Annotated in this window: 20 protein-coding genes and 1 pseudogene; 14 read left to right on the forward strand and 7 right to left on the reverse strand. The window is 63.2% G+C overall.

The window, feature by feature from the left end; translation table 11 throughout:
* Nucleotides 1-17 precede the first annotated feature (17 nt).
* From ACOOEX_RS18650 to ACOOEX_RS18665, 4 genes are all read left to right on the forward strand, one after another.
* Nucleotides 18-1,346, forward strand: coding sequence for an amidase (locus ACOOEX_RS18650; RefSeq protein ID WP_420396235.1), 1,329 nt, complete (start codon nucleotides 18-20; stop codon nucleotides 1,344-1,346).
* A 118-nt stretch (nucleotides 1,347-1,464) separates the two neighbouring features.
* Nucleotides 1,465-2,649 (forward strand): aminotransferase class I/II-fold pyridoxal phosphate-dependent enzyme, encoded by a 1,185-nt coding sequence (locus ACOOEX_RS18655; RefSeq protein ID WP_420396236.1) that lies wholly within the window; start codon nucleotides 1,465-1,467, stop codon nucleotides 2,647-2,649.
* Between the two features lie 11 nt (nucleotides 2,650-2,660).
* Nucleotides 2,661-5,528, forward strand: coding sequence for a DNA translocase FtsK (locus tag ACOOEX_RS18660; RefSeq protein WP_420396237.1), 2,868 nt, complete (start codon nucleotides 2,661-2,663; stop codon nucleotides 5,526-5,528).
* Nucleotides 5,529-5,578: 50 nt separating this feature from the next.
* Entirely contained in the window at nucleotides 5,579-6,187 is a 609-nt protein-coding gene (locus tag ACOOEX_RS18665) for a LolA family protein (protein WP_420396238.1), read from the forward strand.
* A 9-nt stretch (nucleotides 6,188-6,196) separates the two neighbouring features.
* On the opposite strand, the gene ACOOEX_RS18670 is transcribed toward ACOOEX_RS18665, so the two are convergent.
* Both ACOOEX_RS18670 and ACOOEX_RS18675 read right to left on the reverse strand, forming a co-directional pair.
* Nucleotides 6,197-6,772 carry a lytic transglycosylase gene (locus tag ACOOEX_RS18670; protein ID WP_420396239.1) on the reverse strand — a complete coding sequence of 192 codons (576 nt, stop codon included), beginning with the start codon at nucleotides 6,770-6,772 and terminating at the stop codon, nucleotides 6,197-6,199.
* Nucleotides 6,773-6,841: 69 nt separating this feature from the next.
* Nucleotides 6,842-7,723, reverse strand: a complete 882-nt coding sequence (locus tag ACOOEX_RS18675; RefSeq protein WP_420396240.1) for an AEC family transporter — start codon at nucleotides 7,721-7,723, stop codon at nucleotides 6,842-6,844.
* A gap of 85 nt (nucleotides 7,724-7,808) precedes the next feature.
* On the opposite strand from ACOOEX_RS18675, the gene hspQ reads away from it, so the two are divergent.
* Nucleotides 7,809-8,135 (forward strand): heat shock protein HspQ, encoded by a 327-nt coding sequence (gene hspQ / locus ACOOEX_RS18680; RefSeq protein ID WP_127559712.1) that lies wholly within the window; start codon nucleotides 7,809-7,811, stop codon nucleotides 8,133-8,135.
* A gap of 3 nt (nucleotides 8,136-8,138) precedes the next feature.
* On the opposite strand, the gene ACOOEX_RS18685 is transcribed toward hspQ, so the two are convergent.
* From ACOOEX_RS18685 to ACOOEX_RS18700, 4 genes are all read right to left on the reverse strand, one after another.
* On the reverse strand, nucleotides 8,139-8,519 hold the full coding sequence (locus ACOOEX_RS18685; RefSeq protein WP_420396241.1) for a rhodanese-like domain-containing protein: 381 nt from the start codon (nucleotides 8,517-8,519) through the stop codon (nucleotides 8,139-8,141).
* 10 nt (nucleotides 8,520-8,529) lie between these two features.
* Nucleotides 8,530-10,110 (reverse strand): gamma-glutamyltransferase family protein, encoded by a 1,581-nt coding sequence (locus tag ACOOEX_RS18690; protein ID WP_420396242.1) that lies wholly within the window; start codon nucleotides 10,108-10,110, stop codon nucleotides 8,530-8,532.
* 245 nt (nucleotides 10,111-10,355) lie between these two features.
* Complete coding sequence (locus tag ACOOEX_RS18695; RefSeq protein WP_420396243.1) at nucleotides 10,356-10,844, reverse strand: ATP-binding protein; 489 nt, start codon at nucleotides 10,842-10,844, stop codon at nucleotides 10,356-10,358.
* A complete protein-coding gene (locus ACOOEX_RS18700) occupies nucleotides 10,841-11,191 on the reverse strand; it encodes an STAS domain-containing protein (RefSeq protein ID WP_420396244.1) in 351 nt (116 codons plus the stop codon). Before ACOOEX_RS18700 ends, ACOOEX_RS18695 begins: the two co-directional genes overlap by 4 nt.
* A 90-nt stretch (nucleotides 11,192-11,281) precedes the next feature.
* On the opposite strand from ACOOEX_RS18700, the gene ACOOEX_RS18705 reads away from it, so the two are divergent.
* The 7 genes and pseudogenes from ACOOEX_RS18705 (at nucleotide 11,282) to ACOOEX_RS18735 (ending at nucleotide 17,744) form a co-directional block, all read left to right on the forward strand.
* On the forward strand, nucleotides 11,282-12,493 hold the full coding sequence (locus ACOOEX_RS18705; RefSeq protein ID WP_420396245.1) for an acetyl-CoA C-acyltransferase: 1,212 nt from the start codon (nucleotides 11,282-11,284) through the stop codon (nucleotides 12,491-12,493).
* Between the two features lie 103 nt (nucleotides 12,494-12,596).
* A complete protein-coding gene (locus tag ACOOEX_RS18710) occupies nucleotides 12,597-13,049 on the forward strand; it encodes a GAF domain-containing protein (protein ID WP_420396246.1) in 453 nt (150 codons plus the stop codon).
* 111 nt (nucleotides 13,050-13,160) lie between these two features.
* A pseudogene (locus tag ACOOEX_RS18715) lies at nucleotides 13,161-14,134 on the forward strand (IS5 family transposase).
* 279 nt (nucleotides 14,135-14,413) lie between these two features.
* A complete protein-coding gene (locus ACOOEX_RS18720) occupies nucleotides 14,414-15,301 on the forward strand; it encodes a LysR family transcriptional regulator (protein WP_420396247.1) in 888 nt (295 codons plus the stop codon).
* A gap of 108 nt (nucleotides 15,302-15,409) precedes the next feature.
* On the forward strand, nucleotides 15,410-16,033 hold the full coding sequence (gene wrbA / locus ACOOEX_RS18725) for an NAD(P)H:quinone oxidoreductase (RefSeq protein WP_420396248.1): 624 nt from the start codon (nucleotides 15,410-15,412) through the stop codon (nucleotides 16,031-16,033).
* Complete coding sequence (locus tag ACOOEX_RS18730; protein ID WP_420396249.1) at nucleotides 16,033-16,671, forward strand: DsbA family oxidoreductase; 639 nt, start codon at nucleotides 16,033-16,035, stop codon at nucleotides 16,669-16,671. The genes wrbA and ACOOEX_RS18730 overlap by 1 nt, the downstream gene beginning before the upstream one ends.
* 173 nt (nucleotides 16,672-16,844) lie before the next feature.
* The gene (locus tag ACOOEX_RS18735) at nucleotides 16,845-17,744 is read left to right on the forward strand and encodes an EamA family transporter (protein ID WP_420396250.1); all 900 of its coding nucleotides are present in this window, start codon (nucleotides 16,845-16,847) and stop codon (nucleotides 17,742-17,744) included.
* A gap of 107 nt (nucleotides 17,745-17,851) precedes the next feature.
* Here ACOOEX_RS18735 and ACOOEX_RS18740 read toward each other — a convergent pair whose 3' ends face one another.
* Nucleotides 17,852-18,136 carry a hypothetical protein gene (locus ACOOEX_RS18740; protein ID WP_420396251.1) on the reverse strand — a complete coding sequence of 95 codons (285 nt, stop codon included), beginning with the start codon at nucleotides 18,134-18,136 and terminating at the stop codon, nucleotides 17,852-17,854.
* Nucleotides 18,137-18,338: 202 nt separating this feature from the next.
* On the opposite strand from ACOOEX_RS18740, the gene ACOOEX_RS18745 reads away from it, so the two are divergent.
* Both ACOOEX_RS18745 and ACOOEX_RS18750 read left to right on the forward strand, forming a co-directional pair.
* Nucleotides 18,339-19,025, forward strand: a complete 687-nt coding sequence (locus ACOOEX_RS18745; protein ID WP_420396252.1) for a Rossmann-like fold-containing protein — start codon at nucleotides 18,339-18,341, stop codon at nucleotides 19,023-19,025.
* Entirely contained in the window at nucleotides 18,985-19,593 is a 609-nt protein-coding gene (locus ACOOEX_RS18750; RefSeq protein ID WP_420396253.1) for an alpha-ketoglutarate-dependent dioxygenase AlkB, read from the forward strand. The genes ACOOEX_RS18745 and ACOOEX_RS18750 overlap by 41 nt, the downstream gene beginning before the upstream one ends.
* Nucleotides 19,594-19,606 lie beyond the last annotated feature (13 nt).

Raw genomic sequence — 19,606 nt, forward strand, 5'->3', positions numbered from 1 at the left:
ATGGCGGAGGACAGGCGATGCGGGACGATTGGCAGACACTCGGGGTGGCGGATCTGGGCCGCGCGATCGGGGCGGGAGAGATCGACCCGGCGGAGCTGACGGATGCCTATCTGCAGGCCATCGCGGGGCACGCCTACGCCGACCGAATCTTTTCCGTGGTGACAGCGGATCGGGCACGGGCGGAAGCGGCGGCTGCGTCGGAACGGGCCCGGCTCGGGGTCCGGCGCGGGTTGCTGGACGGGGTGCCGCTGTCCTGGAAGGATCTGTTCGACAGCGCCGGGGATGAAACGAAATCGGGGTCTGACCTGTTGTCGGGGCGTGTGCCGGATGCAGATTGCGAGGTGCTGGCCAATGCGACGCGGGCCGGCATGGTCTGCCTAGGCAAGACGCATATGAGCGAACTGGCCTTCTCTGGCCTCGGCATCAACCCGGTGACGGAAACACCGCCCAATATCCATGATCCTGAGCTTGTGCCGGGCGGGTCTTCGTCGGGGGCCGCGGCCTCTACAGCCTGGGGACTGGCCCCTGCGGGGATCGGGTCTGATACCGGCGGATCGGTACGAATACCCTCTGCGTTCAATGACTTGGTTGGGTTGAAGACGACCTCCGGGCGGCTGTCTCTGGCGGGTGTCGTGCCTCTTTGCGCACGGTTTGACACGGTCGGTCCGCTGGCAAAATCCGTTGAGGATTGCGCATTGCTGCTCGCGGTCATGGAGGGGAGCAAGCCCGCCGATCTTGAAGGGGTGAGCCTGAAAGGGCGGCGGTTCCTTGTGCTGGATACCTACACCGATGATGTGCGTGAGGAGCCAGCGGCGGGCTTTGCCCATGCGATTGACCGGATGGCGCAGGCGGGGGCGCAGATCACCCGTGGCACCGTGGACGGGATCGAAGCGGCGATGGACCTGTCGCCAATCCTTTTCACATCTGAGGCCTATGGAACGTGGAAACACGCGATAGAAGCTGCACCCGAAAAGATGTTCCCGCGTATTCTGGACCGGTTCCGGTCCGGTGCAGGGTTCGCGGCGGCGGACTACGTGTCGGCATGGCAGTTCCTCGACCACTTGCGCGGCGAATGGGCGGCGCAGGTGGCGGGTTACGACGCGGTGCTCTTGCCGACCGCACCTAATCTGCCGCCCCATGCGGGTCGCCTGATGGAAGATGACGAGTACTACGTCACCGAGAACCTTCTGACGCTGCGCAATACGCGCGTGGGTAACCTGATGGGACTGTCTGCGCTGACCATCCCGACAGGGGTGCCGGGCACGGGCATCATGCTGCTTGGCCAGCCATTCGGCGAGGAGGCCTTGCTGAGGGCTGGCAAGGCGGTGGAAACGGCATTGGCCTGAAGGCCACAGCCCCGCCCCGCAATCGCCCTGAAGGCGTTCGTTTTTCTGGACCAAAGCCGCGCAAGCCGTTAACCTGCCGACAAACAGGGCGAAAAACGACCCTGAACCAGAGGCAGATATGGCATTTCCTGAGCGGTTTTCGAACCTGCCAGCATACGCGTTCCCGCGTCTTCGGGCGCTTCTCGACCCCCATGCGCCGGGGGCCGATCCGATCAACATGACGATCGGGGAGCCGACACATTCCTTCCCCGACTGGGTGCCGCAGATCATCGCGGAAAACGCAGCCGGGTTCGGGAAATACCCGGCCAATGACGGCACGCCGGACTTGCAGGCGGCGATCTCTGGATGGATCGCGCGCCGCTATGGGGTGAGCGTCGACGCCTCTACCCAGATCCTGCCCCTGAACGGTACGCGCGAAGGGCTGTTCAACGCCTGCATCGCGCTCTGCCCGGAAACCAAGCGTGGCAAGCAACCTGTCGTTCTGACGCCCAACCCGTTTTATCAGGTCTATGCGGTGGCCGCGCTGGCTGTAGGCGCAGAGCCGGTCTATGTGCCCGCGACGGACGCCACCGGGAACCTGCCCGACTATGCGGGCCTGTCTGAGGATGTGCTGAACCGCACCGCCGTGGCCTATATCTGCTCGCCTGCGAACCCGCAGGGGGCCTTGGCGAGTGAAGCCTATTGGCACGAACTGATCGGGCTTGCCGAGCGCTACGATTTCCAGATCTTCGCGGATGAGTGCTATTCCGAGATCTACCGCGATACTCCACCGCCCGGAGCGTTGCAGGTCGCCGCCCAAATGGGCGCGGACCCGGAACGAGTGGTGCTGTTCAACTCGCTCTCCAAGCGGTCGAACCTTGCCGGTCTGCGCTCGGGCTTTGCCGCTGGCGGGACGGAAAGCATCAAACGCCTGAAGCAGCTGCGCGCCTATGCCGGTGCCCCCCTGCCGGGGCCATTACAGGCGGTGGCGGCTCAGGCGTGGTCGGATGAAGATCACGTGGCCACGAACCGCGCGCTCTATGCCGAGAAATACGCGATTGCGGACGAGGTTTTTTCTGGTCTCGACGGCTACACGCCGCCACAGGCCGGGTTCTTCCTGTGGCTGCCCGTCGAAAACGACGAGGCGGCAACGGTGAAACTTTGGCGCGAGGCCGGGGTTCGGGTGTTGCCCGGGTCCTATCTGGCCCGCGATGTGAATGGCCATACGCCCGGTGCGGACCGGATTCGCGTGGCGATGGTGGCAGAAAAAGACGACATGCGGCGCGGGCTGATCAAGCTGCGCGACTGCCTGTATGCAAGGTGAGGTGACGGGATATGGCTTATCAGACGCGACAGAGGGATCCGCTGCTGGACAGCTCTATGCAGGCGGCGCTGGAAAAGCGCGGGCGCGAGGCGCTCGGGATTGTGCTGATCCTGACCGGGATTGCCCTGACCCTGATGCTGGCCTCTTACAACCCCGATGATCCCAGCTGGTGGGCCGCCACGGACGCGGTGCCGCAAAACCTGCTTGGGCGCTTCGGGGCCTCCTGCGCGGCGCTTCTGATGCTGGTGGTGGGCTGGGGCGCCTATGGTCTTGCGCTAGGCGCGCTGGTCTGGGGCGTGCGGCTGGCCGCCCATCTGGGTGGCGAAAGGGCGCTTGGCCGCATCATCTTCCTGCCAATCGCGGTGGCGCTAGCCGCGATCTATGCCGCGACCCATCAGCCCCCTGTCACCTGGGAACAAAGCTATGGCCTCGGCGGTGTCTTCGGCGATACCGTGCTTGGTGCCCTGCTGAACGTGCTGCCATTTGCCATTGGCACCGGTCTCAAGATCCTCGCCGCCCTGTCTTTCCTGACACTGATTGCCCTTGGCCTGTTTGTGCTTGGCGTGAACGGGCGCGAAATGCGCATTGCCCTGCGGTTCATGCTGATCGGTTTGGTGAACTCCTTCGCCTGGATCGGGGCGATGTTCGGGCAGGCCGGTCGTGGGGCCGGGCAGGCCGCAATGCAGATGCATGCGCGCCGTCGCAGCCGGACCGCAGCCCCGATGGAATCCTATGACGATGATGCGTTGGCATATGACGAACCGGAATATGACCAAGAAGACGCTCCCCGCCCGCGCTTTGGCCTACTGGACAGGATGCCGCCGATCCTGCGCCGTGAGCGGGTCGTAGAGCCGGAGCCTGAACTGGTGGAGCGTGCCCCCGTCGCCCCCGCCGATCTGGAAGCCCCGGATGACGACCGCATCCGCAACAAGATCGCCTCGGTGATCCAAAGCCGCGTGCGCCGCCCCGGCACCGTGGTGGAACCCGAGATGGAAGAACCGCAATCGGCGGTGCAGGCCGCCGTGGCCGCGCGCCGGGCAGAGCATATGTCGGCCCGCGTGGAACCGCCGATCACCGCCGCCCGCGTGGAACCGCCCCTGACGGCCTCGCGCGTGGAGCCGCCGCTGACCGCCGCACGCACGCACCAGCCCGAGCCGCAAGCCTATGCAGAACCGGATTTCGTCGAGGAGATGCCCGTCGAAACGATCCCGCTGCCGCACTCTGAGCGCACAGTTGCCCATGCCGCCCCGCCCGTCGCGACCCAGGAACCCAAGCGTGTGGTGCAGCCCCTGCAACGCCGGACCCTGCCGCAATCGCGCGCCGCGCGGGCCGAGGCGCAGCCAACCCTGCCGCTGGATGACGCCAAGCAGGCCTATGAATTCCCGCCGCTCAACCTGCTGACCAGCCCGGCCAGCATCCAGCGCCACCACCTCAGCGACGAGGCGTTGGAGGAAAACGCGCGGATGCTGGAAAACGTGCTGGATGATTACGGCGTGAAGGGCGAGATCGTGTCCGTCCGCCCCGGCCCCGTCGTCACCATGTACGAACTGGAACCGGCACCGGGCCTGAAGGCCAGCCGGGTGATTGGTCTAGCCGATGATATCGCGCGCAGCATGTCTGCCCTGTCGGCCCGTGTCTCGACCGTGCCCGGGCGTAGCGTGATCGGCATCGAACTGCCCAACCAGCACCGCGAAAAGGTGGTCCTGCGCGAGATTCTCGCCAGCCGCGATTTCGGTGATGGCACTCAGAAACTGCCGCTGGCGCTTGGCAAGGATATTGGTGGCGATCCCATCGTCGCCAACCTCGCCAAGATGCCCCACCTGCTGATTGCGGGGACCACCGGCTCGGGTAAATCCGTGGCGATCAACACGATGATCCTCAGCCTGCTGTACAAGCTGACGCCAGAGGATTGCCGCCTGATCATGATCGACCCGAAGATGCTGGAACTGTCCGTCTATGACGGCATCCCTCATCTGCTCAGCCCCGTGGTGACCGACCCTAAGAAGGCGGTTGTTGCCCTGAAATGGGTCGTGGGCGAGATGGAGGAACGCTATCGCAAGATGTCCAAGATGGGCGTGCGCAACATCGACGGCTACAATGGCCGGGTGAAGGATGCGCAGGACCGAGGCGAGATGTTCAGCCGCACGGTGCAGACCGGGTTCGACGATGAAACCGGCGATCCCATCTTTGAAACCGAGGAATTCGCGCCTGAAAAGATGCCCTATATCGTCGTCATCGTCGATGAGATGGCCGACCTGATGATGGTCGCGGGCAAGGAAATCGAGGCCTGCATTCAACGTCTGGCGCAGATGGCGCGGGCGTCCGGTATTCACATCATCATGGCCACGCAGCGCCCGTCCGTGGACGTGATCACCGGCACGATCAAGGCAAACTTCCCGACGCGGATCTCCTTCCACGTCACGTCCAAGGTCGACAGCCGCACCATTCTGGGTGAGCAGGGGGCCGAGCAACTGCTTGGCATGGGCGACATGCTGTATATGGCGGGCGGGGCGAAGATCACCCGCGTGCATGGCCCCTTCGTAAGCGACGAAGAGGTTGAGGAAATCGTGAGCCATCTGAAGAGCTTCGGTCCGCCCGACTATGCCGCCTCCGTTCTGGACGGCCCCGACGACGACCGCGAAAGCGATATCGATGCGGTTCTGGGCCTTGGCGGCAACACGACCGGCGAAGATGCGCTCTATGATCAGGCGGTGGCGATCGTTGCGAAGGACCGGAAATGCTCCACCTCATACATCCAGCGCAAGCTGGCCATCGGCTACAACAAGGCCGCGCGGCTGGTCGAGCAGATGGAGGATGAGGGCGTCGTCAGTTCCGCCAACCATGTCGGCAAGCGCGAGGTGCTGGTGCCTGAGCAGTAATCCGCCCTATCGCGCGGACGTGAGGTGCAAAGCGCCTTGGTGGTGATTAAATGGAACCCATGACACGATTTATTCTCGCCACGGCGCTTGCCGCCTGCACCGCCCTCCCCGCGATGGCCGACCCGATTCCGCTGTCTGATCTGTCAGACTATCTGAACGATCTGCGCACGGCAGAGGCCAGTTTTACCCAAATCAGCGATGACGGGGCGATTGCCACCGGCACGCTCTACATCCAGCGGCCCGGACGGATGCGGTTCGAATATGATGACAGCGAGTTGCTGGTCATGGCCGGCGGCGGGCAGGTCGCCATTTTCGACGACCGGGCCAATACGGCGCCCGAGCAGTACCCGCTGCGGCGCACGCCCCTGAACCTGATCCTGGCGCGGAATGTGGACCTCGACCGGTCGGACATGATCCTGTCGCATGAGGGCGATGAGACCACCACGCGGATCATCGCCCAAGACCCGGACGAGCCCGATATCGGCTACATCACACTCGTCTTCACGGACGAGCCGGTCGAACTGCGCCAGTGGATCGTAACGGATTCAACCGGGTTCAACACCACGGTGATCCTGGGTGAACTGGAAGAGGGCGGGAATATCCCGGCCCGCCATTTCAACATCCCGCAGGAACTGAGAGATCGTGGAATCACCGAATAGCCGGGCCGCCTAGCGGCGGCACCCGACCAATTGGCGTTCATACATTTCGGCCCGTTCATCCACTCGGGAGGCGACGCGCAGCAGCCACGGTTTGGCGTTGTAGCTGCCCCGTGCATAGCCCGAATGGCCCTCGTGATATGCAAGGTACTGATTGCGCGCATCATCGGGGGCTATGCCAAGCCGTTCCACTGACCGGTTCATGTACCAGCCCATGAAATCAGTGGCGTCGCGGATATCGGTCCGGTTGGCGCGGCGGCTGCCGGTGGCGTCCCGATAGTCGTCCCATGTTCCGTCCAGCGCCTGGCTGTATCCAAAGGCCGAGCTTTGTCGGCCAAGGGGAATAACCCCAAGCGCATAGCGATGCGGGGTTCGGGCGTTGTGGACGAAGCTGCTTTCCTGATGGATCGTGGCCAGCTGCACATGGACCGGAATACCCCATTCGCGTTCCGCCTGACGGGTCGCGCGGGCGATATCCGGGCGTTCGTTCAGGATAAGGCACGCGTTGTCCAGGTTCCGGGGTGGCCTAGGTCCGCCGCCGCATCCGGCAACAGCCAATAGCAGCACGAGAAGAATCGCGCGTTTCATGAAATCTGCCTGCTCGAGTTTTGTTTGTTTGCGACAGCTTACCCGAAAACGCGGCACGGGGGAACGGGGTCAGAGCAGGAAATACAGGAGGATAGGCAGGGTCAACACGCTGATCAGGGTGGAAATCACCACATATCCGGCCACAGCATCTGCATCGGCGCGGAACCGTTCAGCCAACAGGTAGGACGAGACACCCACCGGGGTCGCCATTTGCAGAATGATCACCGCAAAGGCCACCTGTTCCAGCCCAAGGGCCCATCCCGCTGCCACGCCCGCCGAGATGCCGATGACCAGCTTGGCCAGTGACAGCAGCACCGCGCGCCCTACCCCTTTCGGAGTCAGTCGCGCAACCGCGACGCCGAGCGTGAACAGCATCAAGGGAATGGCCAGTTGCCCGGCAAGCGACAGCGAGTTGGTCAGCCAGAGGGGCGTCTGCCAGCCCTGCCACAGAAAAATCGCCCCAAGCAAACTGGCCCAGACCATCGGTTCGCGCAGCACCCGCATGATCGAGGCCTGATCGGATACCAGGCGAATGCCGATCGTGAAGGACAGCACCGCCATGATTGCGAAGATGACGACGCCATAGCCAAGCCCCGCGTCGCCAAAGGCAAACAGCGCCAGCGGCAGACCAAGATTGCCGGTGTTGCCAAAGATCGTCGGGGCGAGAAACGTGCGCCGGTCGATCCCCGCCACAAGGATCAGACCCGCCGACAGGACGCCCATCAGCGCATAAGCCAGCAGCGAGGCCAGCGTCATCGCCGACAGCGCCGCCGGGTCGATCTCGGTCTGCATCAGCGCGGTGAAGATCAGGCAGGGCACCGCGATGGTCATCGCCAACCGCGTGACGAACTCCACCGGGTAGTCGAGACCGAATTTCCGCCAGCCAAAGCCCGTGGCCGCCAGAAGGAAGACCGGGGCCACGATCTCCAGCACTGTCAGGACGAGGTTCACAATCTGTTTCCCTTGATTCGGCTGCTCCCGGATGGACAAGCCCCCGACCCGGGGTTTAGGAGAGGGGGTAAGGGGGCGCAATCCGATGCTCAAGACACGCGCGAAATTCACGCTTGGCCAGGTGGTCAGGCACCGTAAACACCCGTTTCGCGGGGTAATTTTCGATGTGGACCCCGAGTTTGCGAATACCGAGGAATGGTACGACGCGATTCCCCCTGAGTCGCGCCCGTCCCGCGAACAGCCCTTCTATCACCTTCTGGCCGAGAACGATCAGACCTATTACGTGGCCTATGTTTCGGAACAAAACCTGGTGCCCGACGACACTGGCGAACCCGTCGATCACCCCGATCTGCCGGACCTGTTCGGCGAGTTCCGGGACGGCTACTACCCGCTCGAGTTTCAGCTGAACTAGGCGTCAGTCAACCGGCAGACCGGCCTTTTTCCACGCGGTGAAGCCACCGTCGATCTCTGCCACGTTCTCGACCCCCATCTCCTGCAGGGCCTTTGCCGACAGGGCAGACCGCCACGCGCTGGCGCAAAACAGGACCAGTGTCTTGTCGGTGGCCAGCGGCGGCTTGTGGTAAGGGCTGTCCGGGTCGATCCAGAATTCCAGCATCCCACGCGGCGCATGGAAGGCACCGGGGATGCGGCCCTCACGGTCCAGCTCCCGCACATCGCGGATATCGACCAACAGGGCATCGCCCGCCTCGGCCCGCGCCAATGCGTCTGCGGGGCTGATCGTTTCGATGACAGCCTTTGCCTCGGCCACCAGGGTTTTCACAGGGGTTATGGGCATGATCGTTCCTTCAATAGCCTAGCGCGCAGCCGTCCTTGCGAGGGTCCGATGCCCCCTGCAACACGCCGGTTTTCGCGTCGATCCGGATCGCCTGCCCGCCACCGATGGGGCGCAGCGGGCGGTCCAGCTTGTGGCCCTTCGCGGCCAGCTCCGCCTGCATCTCGGGCGCATAGCCGTTTTCGATCCGCACCTCACCGCCCACGGGGAAGCAGCGCGGCGCGTCGATGGCCTGCTGCGGATGCATCCCGAAATCGACGATATTACTGAGATATCGGACATGGCCAATCGGCTGATAGGCCCCGCCCATGACCCCGAAAGCGGTCAGGCTGCCATCGGCCTCGCGCATCATCGCGGGAATTATCGTGTGCATGGGGCGCTTGCCGCCCATGGCCTCATTCGGGTGGCCCTCTTCCAGAGTGAAGCCGCAGCCCCGGTTCTGGAACAGGATGCCGAAGCGGTCAGTGGCGATGCACGACCCGAAATCCTTGAAGATCGAATAGATCAGCGACACCACCATCCGGTCGCTATCCACGACGGTGATATAGACGGTTTCCTTGTGGATGTTCTCGGTCTTGTCCTTGATCGAGGTCAGGGCCTTTCCGGGGTCGATCAGGGCGGACAGCGCCTTGGCCGTATCGGGTGACAGCATGTGGTCGAGATGCCGAACAAAGCCAGAATCGGCGATGAAGCGATCCCGCGCGTCGAAGGCCAGCTTCGCGGCCTCGATCTCCAGATGTGCGCGCTCTGCCCCATCAGGGTCCATCGCGGCGATGTCATGGCCTTCCAGCATATTCGCCATCAGCAGCGCCATCGCGCCCGCCCCGTTCGGCGGCAGTTCAATCAGTTCCGCCCCGCGATAGCGGGTACGGATCGGCGTGACGTAGTCACAGGCGGTCGCGGCGAAATCCTCCAGCGTGTGGGTGCCGCCAAGCGCACGCAGGCTGTTGACCATGTCTTCGGCCACCTCGCCCTCGTAGAACCCGGCGCGGCCCTCGCTTGCGATCCGGCGCAGCACCTCTGCCTGTCCGGGTACGCGGAAATGTTCGCCAACGCGATAGGGGCGCCCGTCTTTCAGAAAGATCTCGCGCGCGCGGCCTTTGAATTCATAGGCTTCCTCGCTCCAGTCCTGTGCCACACGCGGCGCGACGGGGATGCCCGCCTCGGCGTAGTGAATGGCGGGGGCCAGAACCTCGGCCATCGTCAGCTTGCCCATGTCGCCCTGCAACCGGCAAAACCCATCAACTGCGCCGGGGATCGTGACGGCAGCCGCCTCCCGTTCCGGCATTGTCTTGTACCCGGCGGCGCGCAGGTCGGCGGCGGACAGCCCCGCCGGCGCGCGGCCGGAGGCGTTCAGCCCAACGATCTCATCGCTTTCGGGGCGTTTGACCAGGGCAAAGCAGTCGCCCCCGATCCCGGTCATCTGCGGTTCGCAAATCCCAAGCAGCACCGCAGCGCCAATGGCCGCATCCACGGCATTCCCACCCTGTTCCAGCAGGCTGATGGCGACCTTGGCCGCCAGAGGGTGGGACGTGGCGCACATGCCATTATCGGCGAAGACCGCAGACCGTCCGGGAAGGTGAAAATCGCGCATTCTGACCTCTCGTATCGCTTCGGCGCTACGGTAGGACAATTGTCGGCGGTGACAAGGGGAGGCAGGGCAATGGACCTCGGCACCGCGCCACTGGGTGGGGGCTTTCAGACACGGCACCGAGGGAAGCCATTGCAGCTACCCTTCTCTTATCGAGGGGATTCCCGGCACGGGTGCGGAACAATTGGGGCATTTTCGAGAATGGTTAACCCATTGCGGAAACAGTTGCTGCGCAGGGTGGGTGTTGTTCAATCCCCAAGGCTAATCCGAAAGCTCAGCCGGTTGATCCCCTCGTCCCGGCTGTAGTCCAGCCCGGTCGTCAGGTCCCGGATAAGGGCCCATCCGAAACTGCCCTCTGGCAGATCCTGAAGAGCCAGCGCCTCGGGGGAGTGGCGGCGGGCAGGTGGCAGCGCACCGCCCGGCATCGGTGCGCCGAAATCGGTCACGCCGCAATGGATGAAACCGTCATGTACGGAAACGCTCAGCTCGATACTGCCCTCGCCCCTGTCCTGATAGGCATGTTCCACGACATTGTTCAGCACCTCTGCCAGCACCAGTTCCAGCGTAAAAAGCTGTTCGATCGGCAGGCCAAGCTGAATGAGCGTCTGGTTCAGCCCAAGTAGTTCGACGCTGACAAGCGCCGGTTGCGCCTCGAACCGACGGGTGCAGGCCCACCCCAGGGCAACGCCACGCGGAGGGTCCCCTTGCCGGGGTGATGGCAGATCCCGAACGCTCATGCCGCGGGGGCAACACCATGGGCGGCCAAAGCCTCTTCCACCGACCCGTGGATGGGAAAGACCTGGTTCATGCGTGTCAGCCGCATCACCTTATCCACCGCAGGGGTCAGACCCGACAGATCCAGCTGCCGCCCCTCCCCCAGCAATTTGCGCGCCGCAACGACAGCCCCGAGCCCGGAACTGTCCAGGAAGGTCACGTTCTGCAAGTCCAGAACAACCGGCCCGTCCCAGTCGCGTACAAGGTCACGAAACCGGTCCTTGAACTGGATGGCAACAGAGGCGTCAATGCGATCGGGCACGACATGCAACAGCGCGATCGGCCCCTTGGGTTCCAATGTAATCTCCATAAGCTGCGTCCTTTCGCTTGGCGCAAGCACCCTAGACAGCAATCCTTTCCAAACGGTATCCAGCCACTCGGGGAAGAAACGGAGAGTTTTATGGAAAACGTGGTGATCTGCGGCGCGTCCCGAACGCCCATGGGCGGGTTTCAGGGGTGTTTTTCCGGCGTAACGGCGTCCGATCTCGGCGGGGCTGCGATCAAGGCCGCGCTGGAGCAGGCCGGGGCCTCCGCCGCCGATGTGCAGGAGCTTCTGATGGGCTGTGTCCTGCCAGCCGGTCAGGGCCAGGCCCCCGCACGTCAGGCCGGGTTCAAGGCCGGGCTTGGCCAGGATGTGCCCGCGACAACGCTGAACAAGATGTGCGGATCGGGCATGAAGGCCGCGATGATCGCCCATGATCAGCTGGCACTGGGCCAGACGGATCTGATGGTCGCGGGCGGTATGGAAAGCATGTCAGAGGCCCCCTACCTGCTGCCTCAGATGCGCGGCGGCGCTCGCATCGGCCATGGCCGCACCATCGACCACATGTTCCTCGACGGGCTGGAAGATGCCTATGACAAGGGTCGCCTGATGGGCACCTTCGCCGAAGACTGCGCCGAAAGCTTCCAATTCACCCGCGAGGCGCAGGACGATTACGCGCTCGCCTCCCTGTCCCGCGCGCTGGAGGCGCAGGCATCGGGGGCGTTTGCCGATGAGGTGACGCCGGTCTCTATCGGGGGCCGCTACGGCGACCGCTCCGTGACTGCAGGCGCGCATGACGGCTGGACGGTCGTGGCCGAAGACGAACAGCCCGCCAAAGCCCGTCCCGAAAAGATCCCGCAGCTGAAACCCGCCTTCCGCAGGGATGGCACGGTGACGCCAGCCAATTCCTCGTCGATTTCCGACGGCGCGGCAGCCCTCGTCATGGCCCGCGAAACCGTGGCTACGGCCAAGGGCCTGCCGATCCGAGCCCGCATCCTAGGCCACGCAAGCCATGCACAGGAACCCGGCTGGTTCACCACAGCCCCCGTCCCCGCCGCAGAGAAACTGCTCGCCCGCCTCGGCTGGTCCAAGGAGGACGTGGACCTGTGGGAAGTGAACGAGGCCTTCGCCGTGGTGCCCATGGCCTTCATGCACAAGATGGGCCTGCCCCATGACAAGGTGAACGTGAATGGCGGTGCCTGCGCGCTCGGCCACCCGATCGGGGCCTCCGGCGCGCGGATCATGGTTACCCTGCTCAACGCGCTGGAAAAGCGCGGGTTGAAACGCGGCATCGCAGCGATCTGCATCGGTGGAGGAGAAGGCACCGCCATCGCCATCGAACGGCCCTGATCCCTTCATCTTGGCCCAAATACCTCAGGGGGTGCGGGGGAGGATCCCCCGCGGGTCGACGCGCAATGCGCGGCGAAACCCCTGACAAAGGAGCAATCCGCCCATGTCCCTCGACTACGCCAGCCTCACGAAAACCATCGCCGCCCTCACCTGCGGAGAAACCGACGAGATCGCGCTCATGGCGACACTCGCGTGCGAGATCCATCACGCCGATGATCGCTTCGACTGGACGGGCTTCTACCGCGTGACCGAACCGGAGCTGCTCAAGATCGGCCCCTATCAGGGCGGTCACGGCTGTCTGCAGATCCCCTTTGACAAGGGCGTTTGCGGTGCCGCGGCCCGCACGGGCGAGGTGCAGTTGGTGCCTGATGTCGATGCCTTCCCCGGCCATATCGCCTGTGCGTCCACGACTCGGTCGGAGATTGTCCTGCCAGTTCGCAACATGGCGGGCGAGATTATCGCGGTTCTCGATATCGACAGCGACCAGCCCGATGCCTTTACCGAGGAAGACGCGAAGGGCCTCTCCGCCATCCTTTCCTCAGTGTTTTCACGGTAGCCGCTCCACCTGGCGGTATTATTGCACAAATCGGGGTTTGAGCACGCTGACTCTGTTGCACAAATCCCGTGAGGGATTCATCTCGTGAATCCAGCGTGGTAGCTGGAGCTCATGAGCAGACCGACACCCCCGATTTACGAGACCCGGAACTGGCCGGCCTACAATGAAGCGCTCAGGCGCCGTGGCTCGCTGACAGTCTGGTTCGACCCTGCGATGACCTGGGATGCCGTGCCGACAGGCAGGCGTGGCCGCCAACGGACCTACAGCGATGCGGCCGTCCAGACCTGCCTGACGATGAAGGTGCTGTTTGGCATGGCGTTGCGGCAGACGACCGGCTTCGTTGAGCGCCTGTTGCGCCTAATCGGTCTTGACTGGACAGTCCCGGACTTCAGCACGCTGCCCCGTCGCCAGAAGAAGCTGGCTGTGAACATCCCGTATCGAGGCTCCAGCGGCTCACTGCACCTTCTGATCCCCTCTCGTGACATCACTACGTGATGCACTGCCGGGCAGTGGACAGCACTGGGCTCAAGGTCGAGCGTGAAGGTGAGTGGCGCGCCCGCAAACATGGTGGTCCCAAACGGCGTGTCTGGCGCAAGATTCACCTCGGGATCGACGAGGAAACCTTGGAAATCCAGGCTGTCGAGATCACCGAAAGCCACATTGGCGATGCACCGGCCTTGCCCGACCTGCTCAGCCAGATACCGGAGGACCAGGAAATCGGCAGCGTCACGGCAGATGGCGCCTACGACACGCGCAAATGCCACGATGCCATTGCTGACCGCGGCGCCCATGCCGTCATCCCGCCCCGCAAGAATGCCAAGCCATGGAGGGCCGTCACCGCTGGCGCTGTCGCCCGAAACGAGGCCCTGCGCGTCTCCAGATACCTTGGTCGCGCCCTATGGAGACGATGGAATGGATACCACCGCAGAAGCCGCGCCGAAACGAAGAGGCATTGCGTGAAACTGCCGGGCCAGCGGCTCATGGCACGGGATTTCGACCGTCAGGTTGCGGCGCTCCAGGTCCGTATCGCCGTCCTGAACGGCTACACCGCACTCGGCATCCCTGTCACTGAGGCTGTGGGATAAGTCTGTCCGCGGATAGTGGACGCAAGGCCATCAACCTATGTGTGCAAAAGAGTCCCTGCGCCGGCATGTGATCGCAGTCTGCCGGGTTCGCATGGGCTTCCGAAGCAGCGTAGAGACTTGACGGAATTCGCCCGTGGCGTTCGGAACACATCCGCCCGGATGGATACCGAAGGCGCACCATGCTAACTTTCTACGCAAGCACCAAGCGCGTGCCCCCGGCCTCTACCCTCTGCAGGAGCTTCAGAGTTTTCATGTCAAACTGTCGACGCGCCTGAGCAGATGGACAAGCTTTCGGTCATGCATGCCTTCCGCCGTATCGTCGAACGTGGCAGCTTCTCGCGTGCGGCGGAGGATCTGGGTGTGTCGCCAGCGCTGCTGAGCCGCGAGATCAAGCTGCTGGAGGAAAGCCTTGGCAGCACGCTCCTCACCCGGACCACGCGTTCAATGTCTCTGACCGATGCGGGGCGGCTCTACTATGACGAGGCCGCTGGTATTCTTGATGCAGTCAGCGGGGTGGAGACGCGTATCCGCGATGGCGCAGGAGCAGTGCGGGGGCATCTGAGGGTCAATGCCTCCAGTTCCTTCGGGCAGACGGTGATCGCCCCGTTTCTGCCCGGCTTCCTGCAAGCCTATCCTGATCTGCGGCTCACGCTTTCGATGGATGACCGCGTTGTCGACATGGTCGAGGGGGGCTTCGACGTCTCGATCCGAATCCGGTCTGCGATGCCGGATTCCGCGCTTGTGGCTCGAAAGATCGGCACCATGCGGCAACGGATCTTCGCCGCACCAGATTATCTTGCGCGGGCGGGCGCCCCGGAACGTCCGCAGGATATCCCGACCCACCCGGTGATCGGCTTCCTCCTGGCGGACCACCTGACACATTGGTCGCTGGAAGGACCGGAGGGCACCGTATCGGTCGCGTTGGACCCACAGGTGCGGGTGGGCAACAGCTTGGTTCTGCGGGACCTGCTGATCGCGGGCCAGGGAATCGGCACGCTGCCCGATTTCGTTTCAAACGCACCAGAAGCGCGGGGAGATCTGGTACGTGTTCTGCCCGAGTGGGAACTGCCTGCACCCGTCATTTTCGCGGTAACGGCTTCGCGCCTCGGCATGGATGCTCGTGTCACAGCCTTTCTCGACCATCTGCGGGCTGCTCTGCGAGGCTGACATTCTTCAGTCTGCGTAAAGAATGATGTGACAACCGGGCGGTTATTCCCGCGCCCCGCATCCCCGATCTTCCAAGGCATCGACACACCGACGCCCAGAGAGGATCCCATGACCCGCATTCTTGTTCTCTACTATTCCAGCTATGGCCATGTGCGCCGTATGGCAGAGGCCGAAGCCGAAGGCGCGCGCAGCGTCCCCGGCAGCCAGGTCGATCTGCGCCGCGTGCCCGAAACCGTGCCACAGGACATCCGGCAGAAGGCCGGATTCATCTCCGATGACACGCCTGTCGCCGCGCCTGCCGATCTCGAACACTACGACGCGATCATCTTCGGCACCCCCACGCTGTTCGGGATGATGGCCGGACAGATGAAATCCTTCCTCGATCAGGCGGGCGGGCTTTGGGCGCGCAATGCCCTTGTCGGCAAGGTTGCGGCGGTCTTCGCCTCCACCGGGTCGCAGCATGGCGGGCACGAAGCAACCCTGCTGACCTTCCAGATCCCGTTGCAGCATTTCGGGATGCTGATCGCAGGCATGCCCTACAGCTTCGCCGGTCAGACCACGGCTGACGAGATCGTTGGCGGCGCGCCCTATGGCGCAGGCACCATCGCCGGGGCCGACGGGTCTCGCAGTCCGACCGAGACCGATCTCGCCGGCGCCCGTTTCCAGGGGGCGCATGTCGCCCGGATCGCGGCACGGCTGGCCGCGGCCGACCAGAATGAGGAGGCCGCGTGATGCCCGCCCTGACCATCGACTTCTTTCACGATGTCGTTTGCTGCTGGTGCTTCAACATCTCGTCACGGATGCATGTGCTGGCGGAGCGGTTCGACCTCGACATCCGCCACCGCACCTTCGTTCTGCAAGCCGACCGGGACGAAATGGCCAGCCGTTGGGGCAGCCCTGCGAAGGCGCGCGAGACCATACTTGGTCACTGGACTGCCTGTCGTCAGGCCAGCGACCAGCCGGAGCGGATCGACATCGACGCCATGCGCGCCGCGCGCTTCGACTATCCCCATGGGATGACGGCGGCTCTCGGCTGCAAGGCTGCGGAACGCATGGGCGGGCAGGCGGCGCATTGGGCCATGTTCGACCGCCTGCAAGAGGCGCACCTGTCACAGGCGCGCGACGTGGCCAGCACGACAGTGGTTCTTGAGGCCGCGCGGGACCTTGGGTTTGAAGCCGGTCCCTTTGCCGAGATCTTTGACGACCCCGCCACGGCGCTGGCCGTTGATGCCGACCGCCAGCTTGCCCGGCGGCTTCAGGTGCGATCCATCCCCGCGCTCGTCGTGCGCGAAACGGGCACCCGCCTTGTCAACGGGCCGGTCGAAGACCTCGCCGCGCAACTGCGCGCCGCGCGCCGTCTTGTCGCCTGAAAGGAGAGCCCCATGCGCCGTGCCTCCTTCCGCTTTGTGACAAGGCCAACACGCCACCGGTGCTTGCGCAACCTGCCCGCGCATATCCGGCGCGACATCGGCCTGCCGCCCGGGCCCGCGCGCTCAGGCTTTCCCCTCCACCTGCTCTGGTGAGTCCACAAAGGAGAAACACCATGTCCCGCAGCACCGATATCTTCCTAACCGCGCTTGCCCCGGCAATCTGGGGCAGCACCTACCTTGTTACGACCGAGGCCTTGCCCGATGGCTACCCAATGACCCTCGCCGCGTTGCGCGCATTGCCGGCTGGTCTCCTGCTCTTGGTGATCACTCGCTGCCTGCCGCCGCGAGTCTGGCTCGGGCGGGTGTTCCTTCTGGGCAGTTTCAACTTTGCCCTGTTCTGGACATTGTTGTTCGTCGCTGCCTACAGACTGCCCGGCGGGGTCGCGGCGACCCTTGGGTCGCTGCAGGCGATCATGGTCATCGGCATGGCACGCGGTTGGCTGGGCACGCCGGTGCGGATCGGGGCCGTCCTCTCTGCGGTCACAGGGGTTCTGGGGGTTGCGTTGCTGCTTGTCAGCCCGGACGCTGTGACCGATCCTGTCGGGATTGCAGCCGCGCTTGGCGGGGCTGCTTCCATGGCCGCCGGAACCGTGCTGTCCCGAAAATGGCAGCCGCCTGTCGCGACGCTGAGCTTCACGGCCTGGCAACTGACAGCCGGGGGGCTGATCCTGCTGCCTATGGCCCTATTGCTCGAACCGGCCCTGCCGCCGCTCTCTGTCGGGAATATCGCCGGGCTTGCGTGGCTCGGTCTCATCGGCGCGGCAGCAACATATGTGCTGTGGTTTCGGGGCATTGCGCGGCTGGAACCGGGAGCCGTCTCGATCCTGGGCATGATGAGCCCGGTGACCGCCGTGCTGCTTGGTTGGATCTGGCTCGGCCAGTCTCTGTCCGGCCTGCAAATCCTTGGCGCCGCGATCGTCTTGGCCTCGGTATGGGCGGGTCAGCGTGCGAACCTGAGCCCCATGGGGACGCTCGTTGGCAAGTCCGCTCCGAATGGGATGAAAGTCGTCTAGGGAGCGCCAGGCCAACTTTTTCTCAAAGCCATGCCAATAAGCTGCAAACACGAAGGAAACACGCTGCAAGACACCTATGCAGCCGAGATCGACCCTGACACGTAGATTTAAAGCCAGAGGCGAAACGGACCGGCAACACCCGCAGAAATCAGGAAACAGGCAGGCAACATCAAAACCCACCACTGAATCGCCATTGCCGATTCCTGTGATTGAGTCTGTGCGGCGGTATTGAAGATCGTCGGGAAACGGAACGCCCGGAAGCAATCACGCGCGTTCACCAGCCGGGGCCGAGATCGCGTGACCAAGGACGGCGGCGGCGCGCCCGGCACCAAAAACAAACTCAGCATGCTCTGCCCGTATAAAATGTGCAGATAGAAGATCGCAGCAGTCATTATCTTTGGAAGGATGAAGACGTTGCCCAAGGACAAAATGATAGGATCAAGGAAACAGACCCTTATCGGTTGGGAGATACCGTGACTTTTCGGGGTGGGCTAAGTTCCCACCCCGGAAACTGCTCCAACGAACGCATGGTGAAGCAATCGTTAACTTTGTCTCCCTATAGTCAAACGCGTCTATGTTTCGTTGGGGGCTTCCATGTACGAATTTCGCGGATCAACACTCTTGGAGGCTGTACAGCAGGCCGTTGGTCGATCCGACATACAGCTTTCACACAAGAAGCTCCTCAAGAGGAAAGGGAAATTCGACTTCTCGGCGCGTTTGCGGTTGGGCAGCGTCCTGTTCGTCGGCGAAGGCAATTTCAGCTTTTCCCTGTCATTGGCAAAGCGAAAAGCTGCGCCAGTCAGTTCCATCCTCGCGACAGCCTATGAAGCGGAAGACGACCTGACTGACACGGCCTACCAGAATGCCCGAAAACTCATTGGGCTCGGTGTGCAGGTCAAGACAGGAGTTGACGCAACCCGCCTCTCCGAGACAATCGGCAGCCGCAGATTCTCTACGATCATCTTCCAGTTCCCGAATGTCGCGTCTCGTGATCCGAAATATGGCCAGAATCCAATCCATGTGTTGATCTCGCGCTTTCTGAAAAGCAGCCGTGCGCACCTGAAACGCGGCGGCGTTGTCGTGATTTCCACGGTGGACAGCCCTTTCTATGAAGGCGCGTTCAAAATGAACGAAGCCGCCCGAAAGGCTGGTTTCTCCGAAACCGACATCTATGATTTCGACCCATCGGACTTCGCGGGATACACACACCAAAACACAGCAGACGAGGACAGCGCGATAGATGACCACGGCTCCGTCGCAACTTTCGCTTTTTCCGGCTGATCCGTTGCCCGAGCTTCCGGACGGTCTGACCTACCGCGAAGACTACATCATGGGGCGTGATGCCGATGGGCTGCTCGCCGCTATCGATGCGTCCGAGTGGCTTACCGATCTGAAACGGCGCGTTCAACACTACGGTTACAGGTATGACTACAAGGCAAGGCAGGCGCGGCGCGAAGACCGTATCGGCCCTTTGCCTGCCTTTTTGGAAAGGGTAGCAATACGGCTGGCCCGCGAAGGCGTGTTCTCGAAACCGCCGGATCAAGTCATCGTCAACGAGTACCTACCTGGCCAAGGAATCGCGGCGCATATCGACTGCCGCCCTTGTTTTGGCGAGACAATCGCAATCCTGAGCATCGGGTCGGCCTGCGTGATGCGGTTCGAGCATCATCCAAGTTCCCGAACGATTGGACTGGCTCTCCAGCCACTCAGCCTTCTGACCCTCTCGGGCGAAGCGCGGCATGAATGGACCCATGCCATACCTGCCCGAAAAAGCGACATGATCGACGGTGTAAAACACCTGCGGTCGCGTCGGGTTTCGTTGACCTTTCGAACGATGCGGTTCGAATGACCAACGGTAGATC

The sequence above is a fragment of the Nioella sp. genome (assembly GCF_965215655.1).
Classification (GTDB): domain Bacteria; phylum Pseudomonadota; class Alphaproteobacteria; order Rhodobacterales; family Rhodobacteraceae; genus Nioella.

What these genes read in the sequence shown, in the direction of transcription:
- wrbA (WP_420396248.1), top strand. Translation starts at nt 15,410, where the DNA reads ATGACCCGCATTCTTGTTCTCTACTATTCCAGCTATGGCCATGTGCGC.
- ACOOEX_RS18690 (WP_420396242.1), bottom strand. Translation starts at nt 10,110, where the DNA reads ATGCGCGATTTTCACCTTCCCGGACGGTCTGCGGTCTTCGCCGATAAT.
- ACOOEX_RS18735 (WP_420396250.1), top strand. Translation starts at nt 16,845, where the DNA reads ATGTCCCGCAGCACCGATATCTTCCTAACCGCGCTTGCCCCGGCAATC.
- ACOOEX_RS18665 (WP_420396238.1), top strand. Translation starts at nt 5,579, where the DNA reads ATGGAACCCATGACACGATTTATTCTCGCCACGGCGCTTGCCGCCTGC.
- ACOOEX_RS18700 (WP_420396244.1), bottom strand. Translation starts at nt 11,191, where the DNA reads ATGGAGATTACATTGGAACCCAAGGGGCCGATCGCGCTGTTGCATGTC.
- ACOOEX_RS18650 (WP_420396235.1), top strand. Translation starts at nt 18, where the DNA reads ATGCGGGACGATTGGCAGACACTCGGGGTGGCGGATCTGGGCCGCGCG.
- ACOOEX_RS18720 (WP_420396247.1), top strand. Translation starts at nt 14,414, where the DNA reads ATGGACAAGCTTTCGGTCATGCATGCCTTCCGCCGTATCGTCGAACGT.
- ACOOEX_RS18745 (WP_420396252.1), top strand. Translation starts at nt 18,339, where the DNA reads ATGTACGAATTTCGCGGATCAACACTCTTGGAGGCTGTACAGCAGGCC.
- ACOOEX_RS18730 (WP_420396249.1), top strand. Translation starts at nt 16,033, where the DNA reads ATGCCCGCCCTGACCATCGACTTCTTTCACGATGTCGTTTGCTGCTGG.
- ACOOEX_RS18710 (WP_420396246.1), top strand. Translation starts at nt 12,597, where the DNA reads ATGTCCCTCGACTACGCCAGCCTCACGAAAACCATCGCCGCCCTCACC.
- ACOOEX_RS18740 (WP_420396251.1), bottom strand. Translation starts at nt 18,136, where the DNA reads ATGACTGCTGCGATCTTCTATCTGCACATTTTATACGGGCAGAGCATG.
- ACOOEX_RS18670 (WP_420396239.1), bottom strand. Translation starts at nt 6,772, where the DNA reads ATGAAACGCGCGATTCTTCTCGTGCTGCTATTGGCTGTTGCCGGATGC.
- ACOOEX_RS18685 (WP_420396241.1), bottom strand. Translation starts at nt 8,519, where the DNA reads ATGCCCATAACCCCTGTGAAAACCCTGGTGGCCGAGGCAAAGGCTGTC.
- ACOOEX_RS18695 (WP_420396243.1), bottom strand. Translation starts at nt 10,844, where the DNA reads ATGAGCGTTCGGGATCTGCCATCACCCCGGCAAGGGGACCCTCCGCGT.
- hspQ (WP_127559712.1), top strand. Translation starts at nt 7,809, where the DNA reads ATGCTCAAGACACGCGCGAAATTCACGCTTGGCCAGGTGGTCAGGCAC.
- ACOOEX_RS18705 (WP_420396245.1), top strand. Translation starts at nt 11,282, where the DNA reads ATGGAAAACGTGGTGATCTGCGGCGCGTCCCGAACGCCCATGGGCGGG.
- ACOOEX_RS18750 (WP_420396253.1), top strand. Translation starts at nt 18,985, where the DNA reads ATGACCACGGCTCCGTCGCAACTTTCGCTTTTTCCGGCTGATCCGTTG.
- ACOOEX_RS18655 (WP_420396236.1), top strand. Translation starts at nt 1,465, where the DNA reads ATGGCATTTCCTGAGCGGTTTTCGAACCTGCCAGCATACGCGTTCCCG.
- ACOOEX_RS18660 (WP_420396237.1), top strand. Translation starts at nt 2,661, where the DNA reads ATGGCTTATCAGACGCGACAGAGGGATCCGCTGCTGGACAGCTCTATG.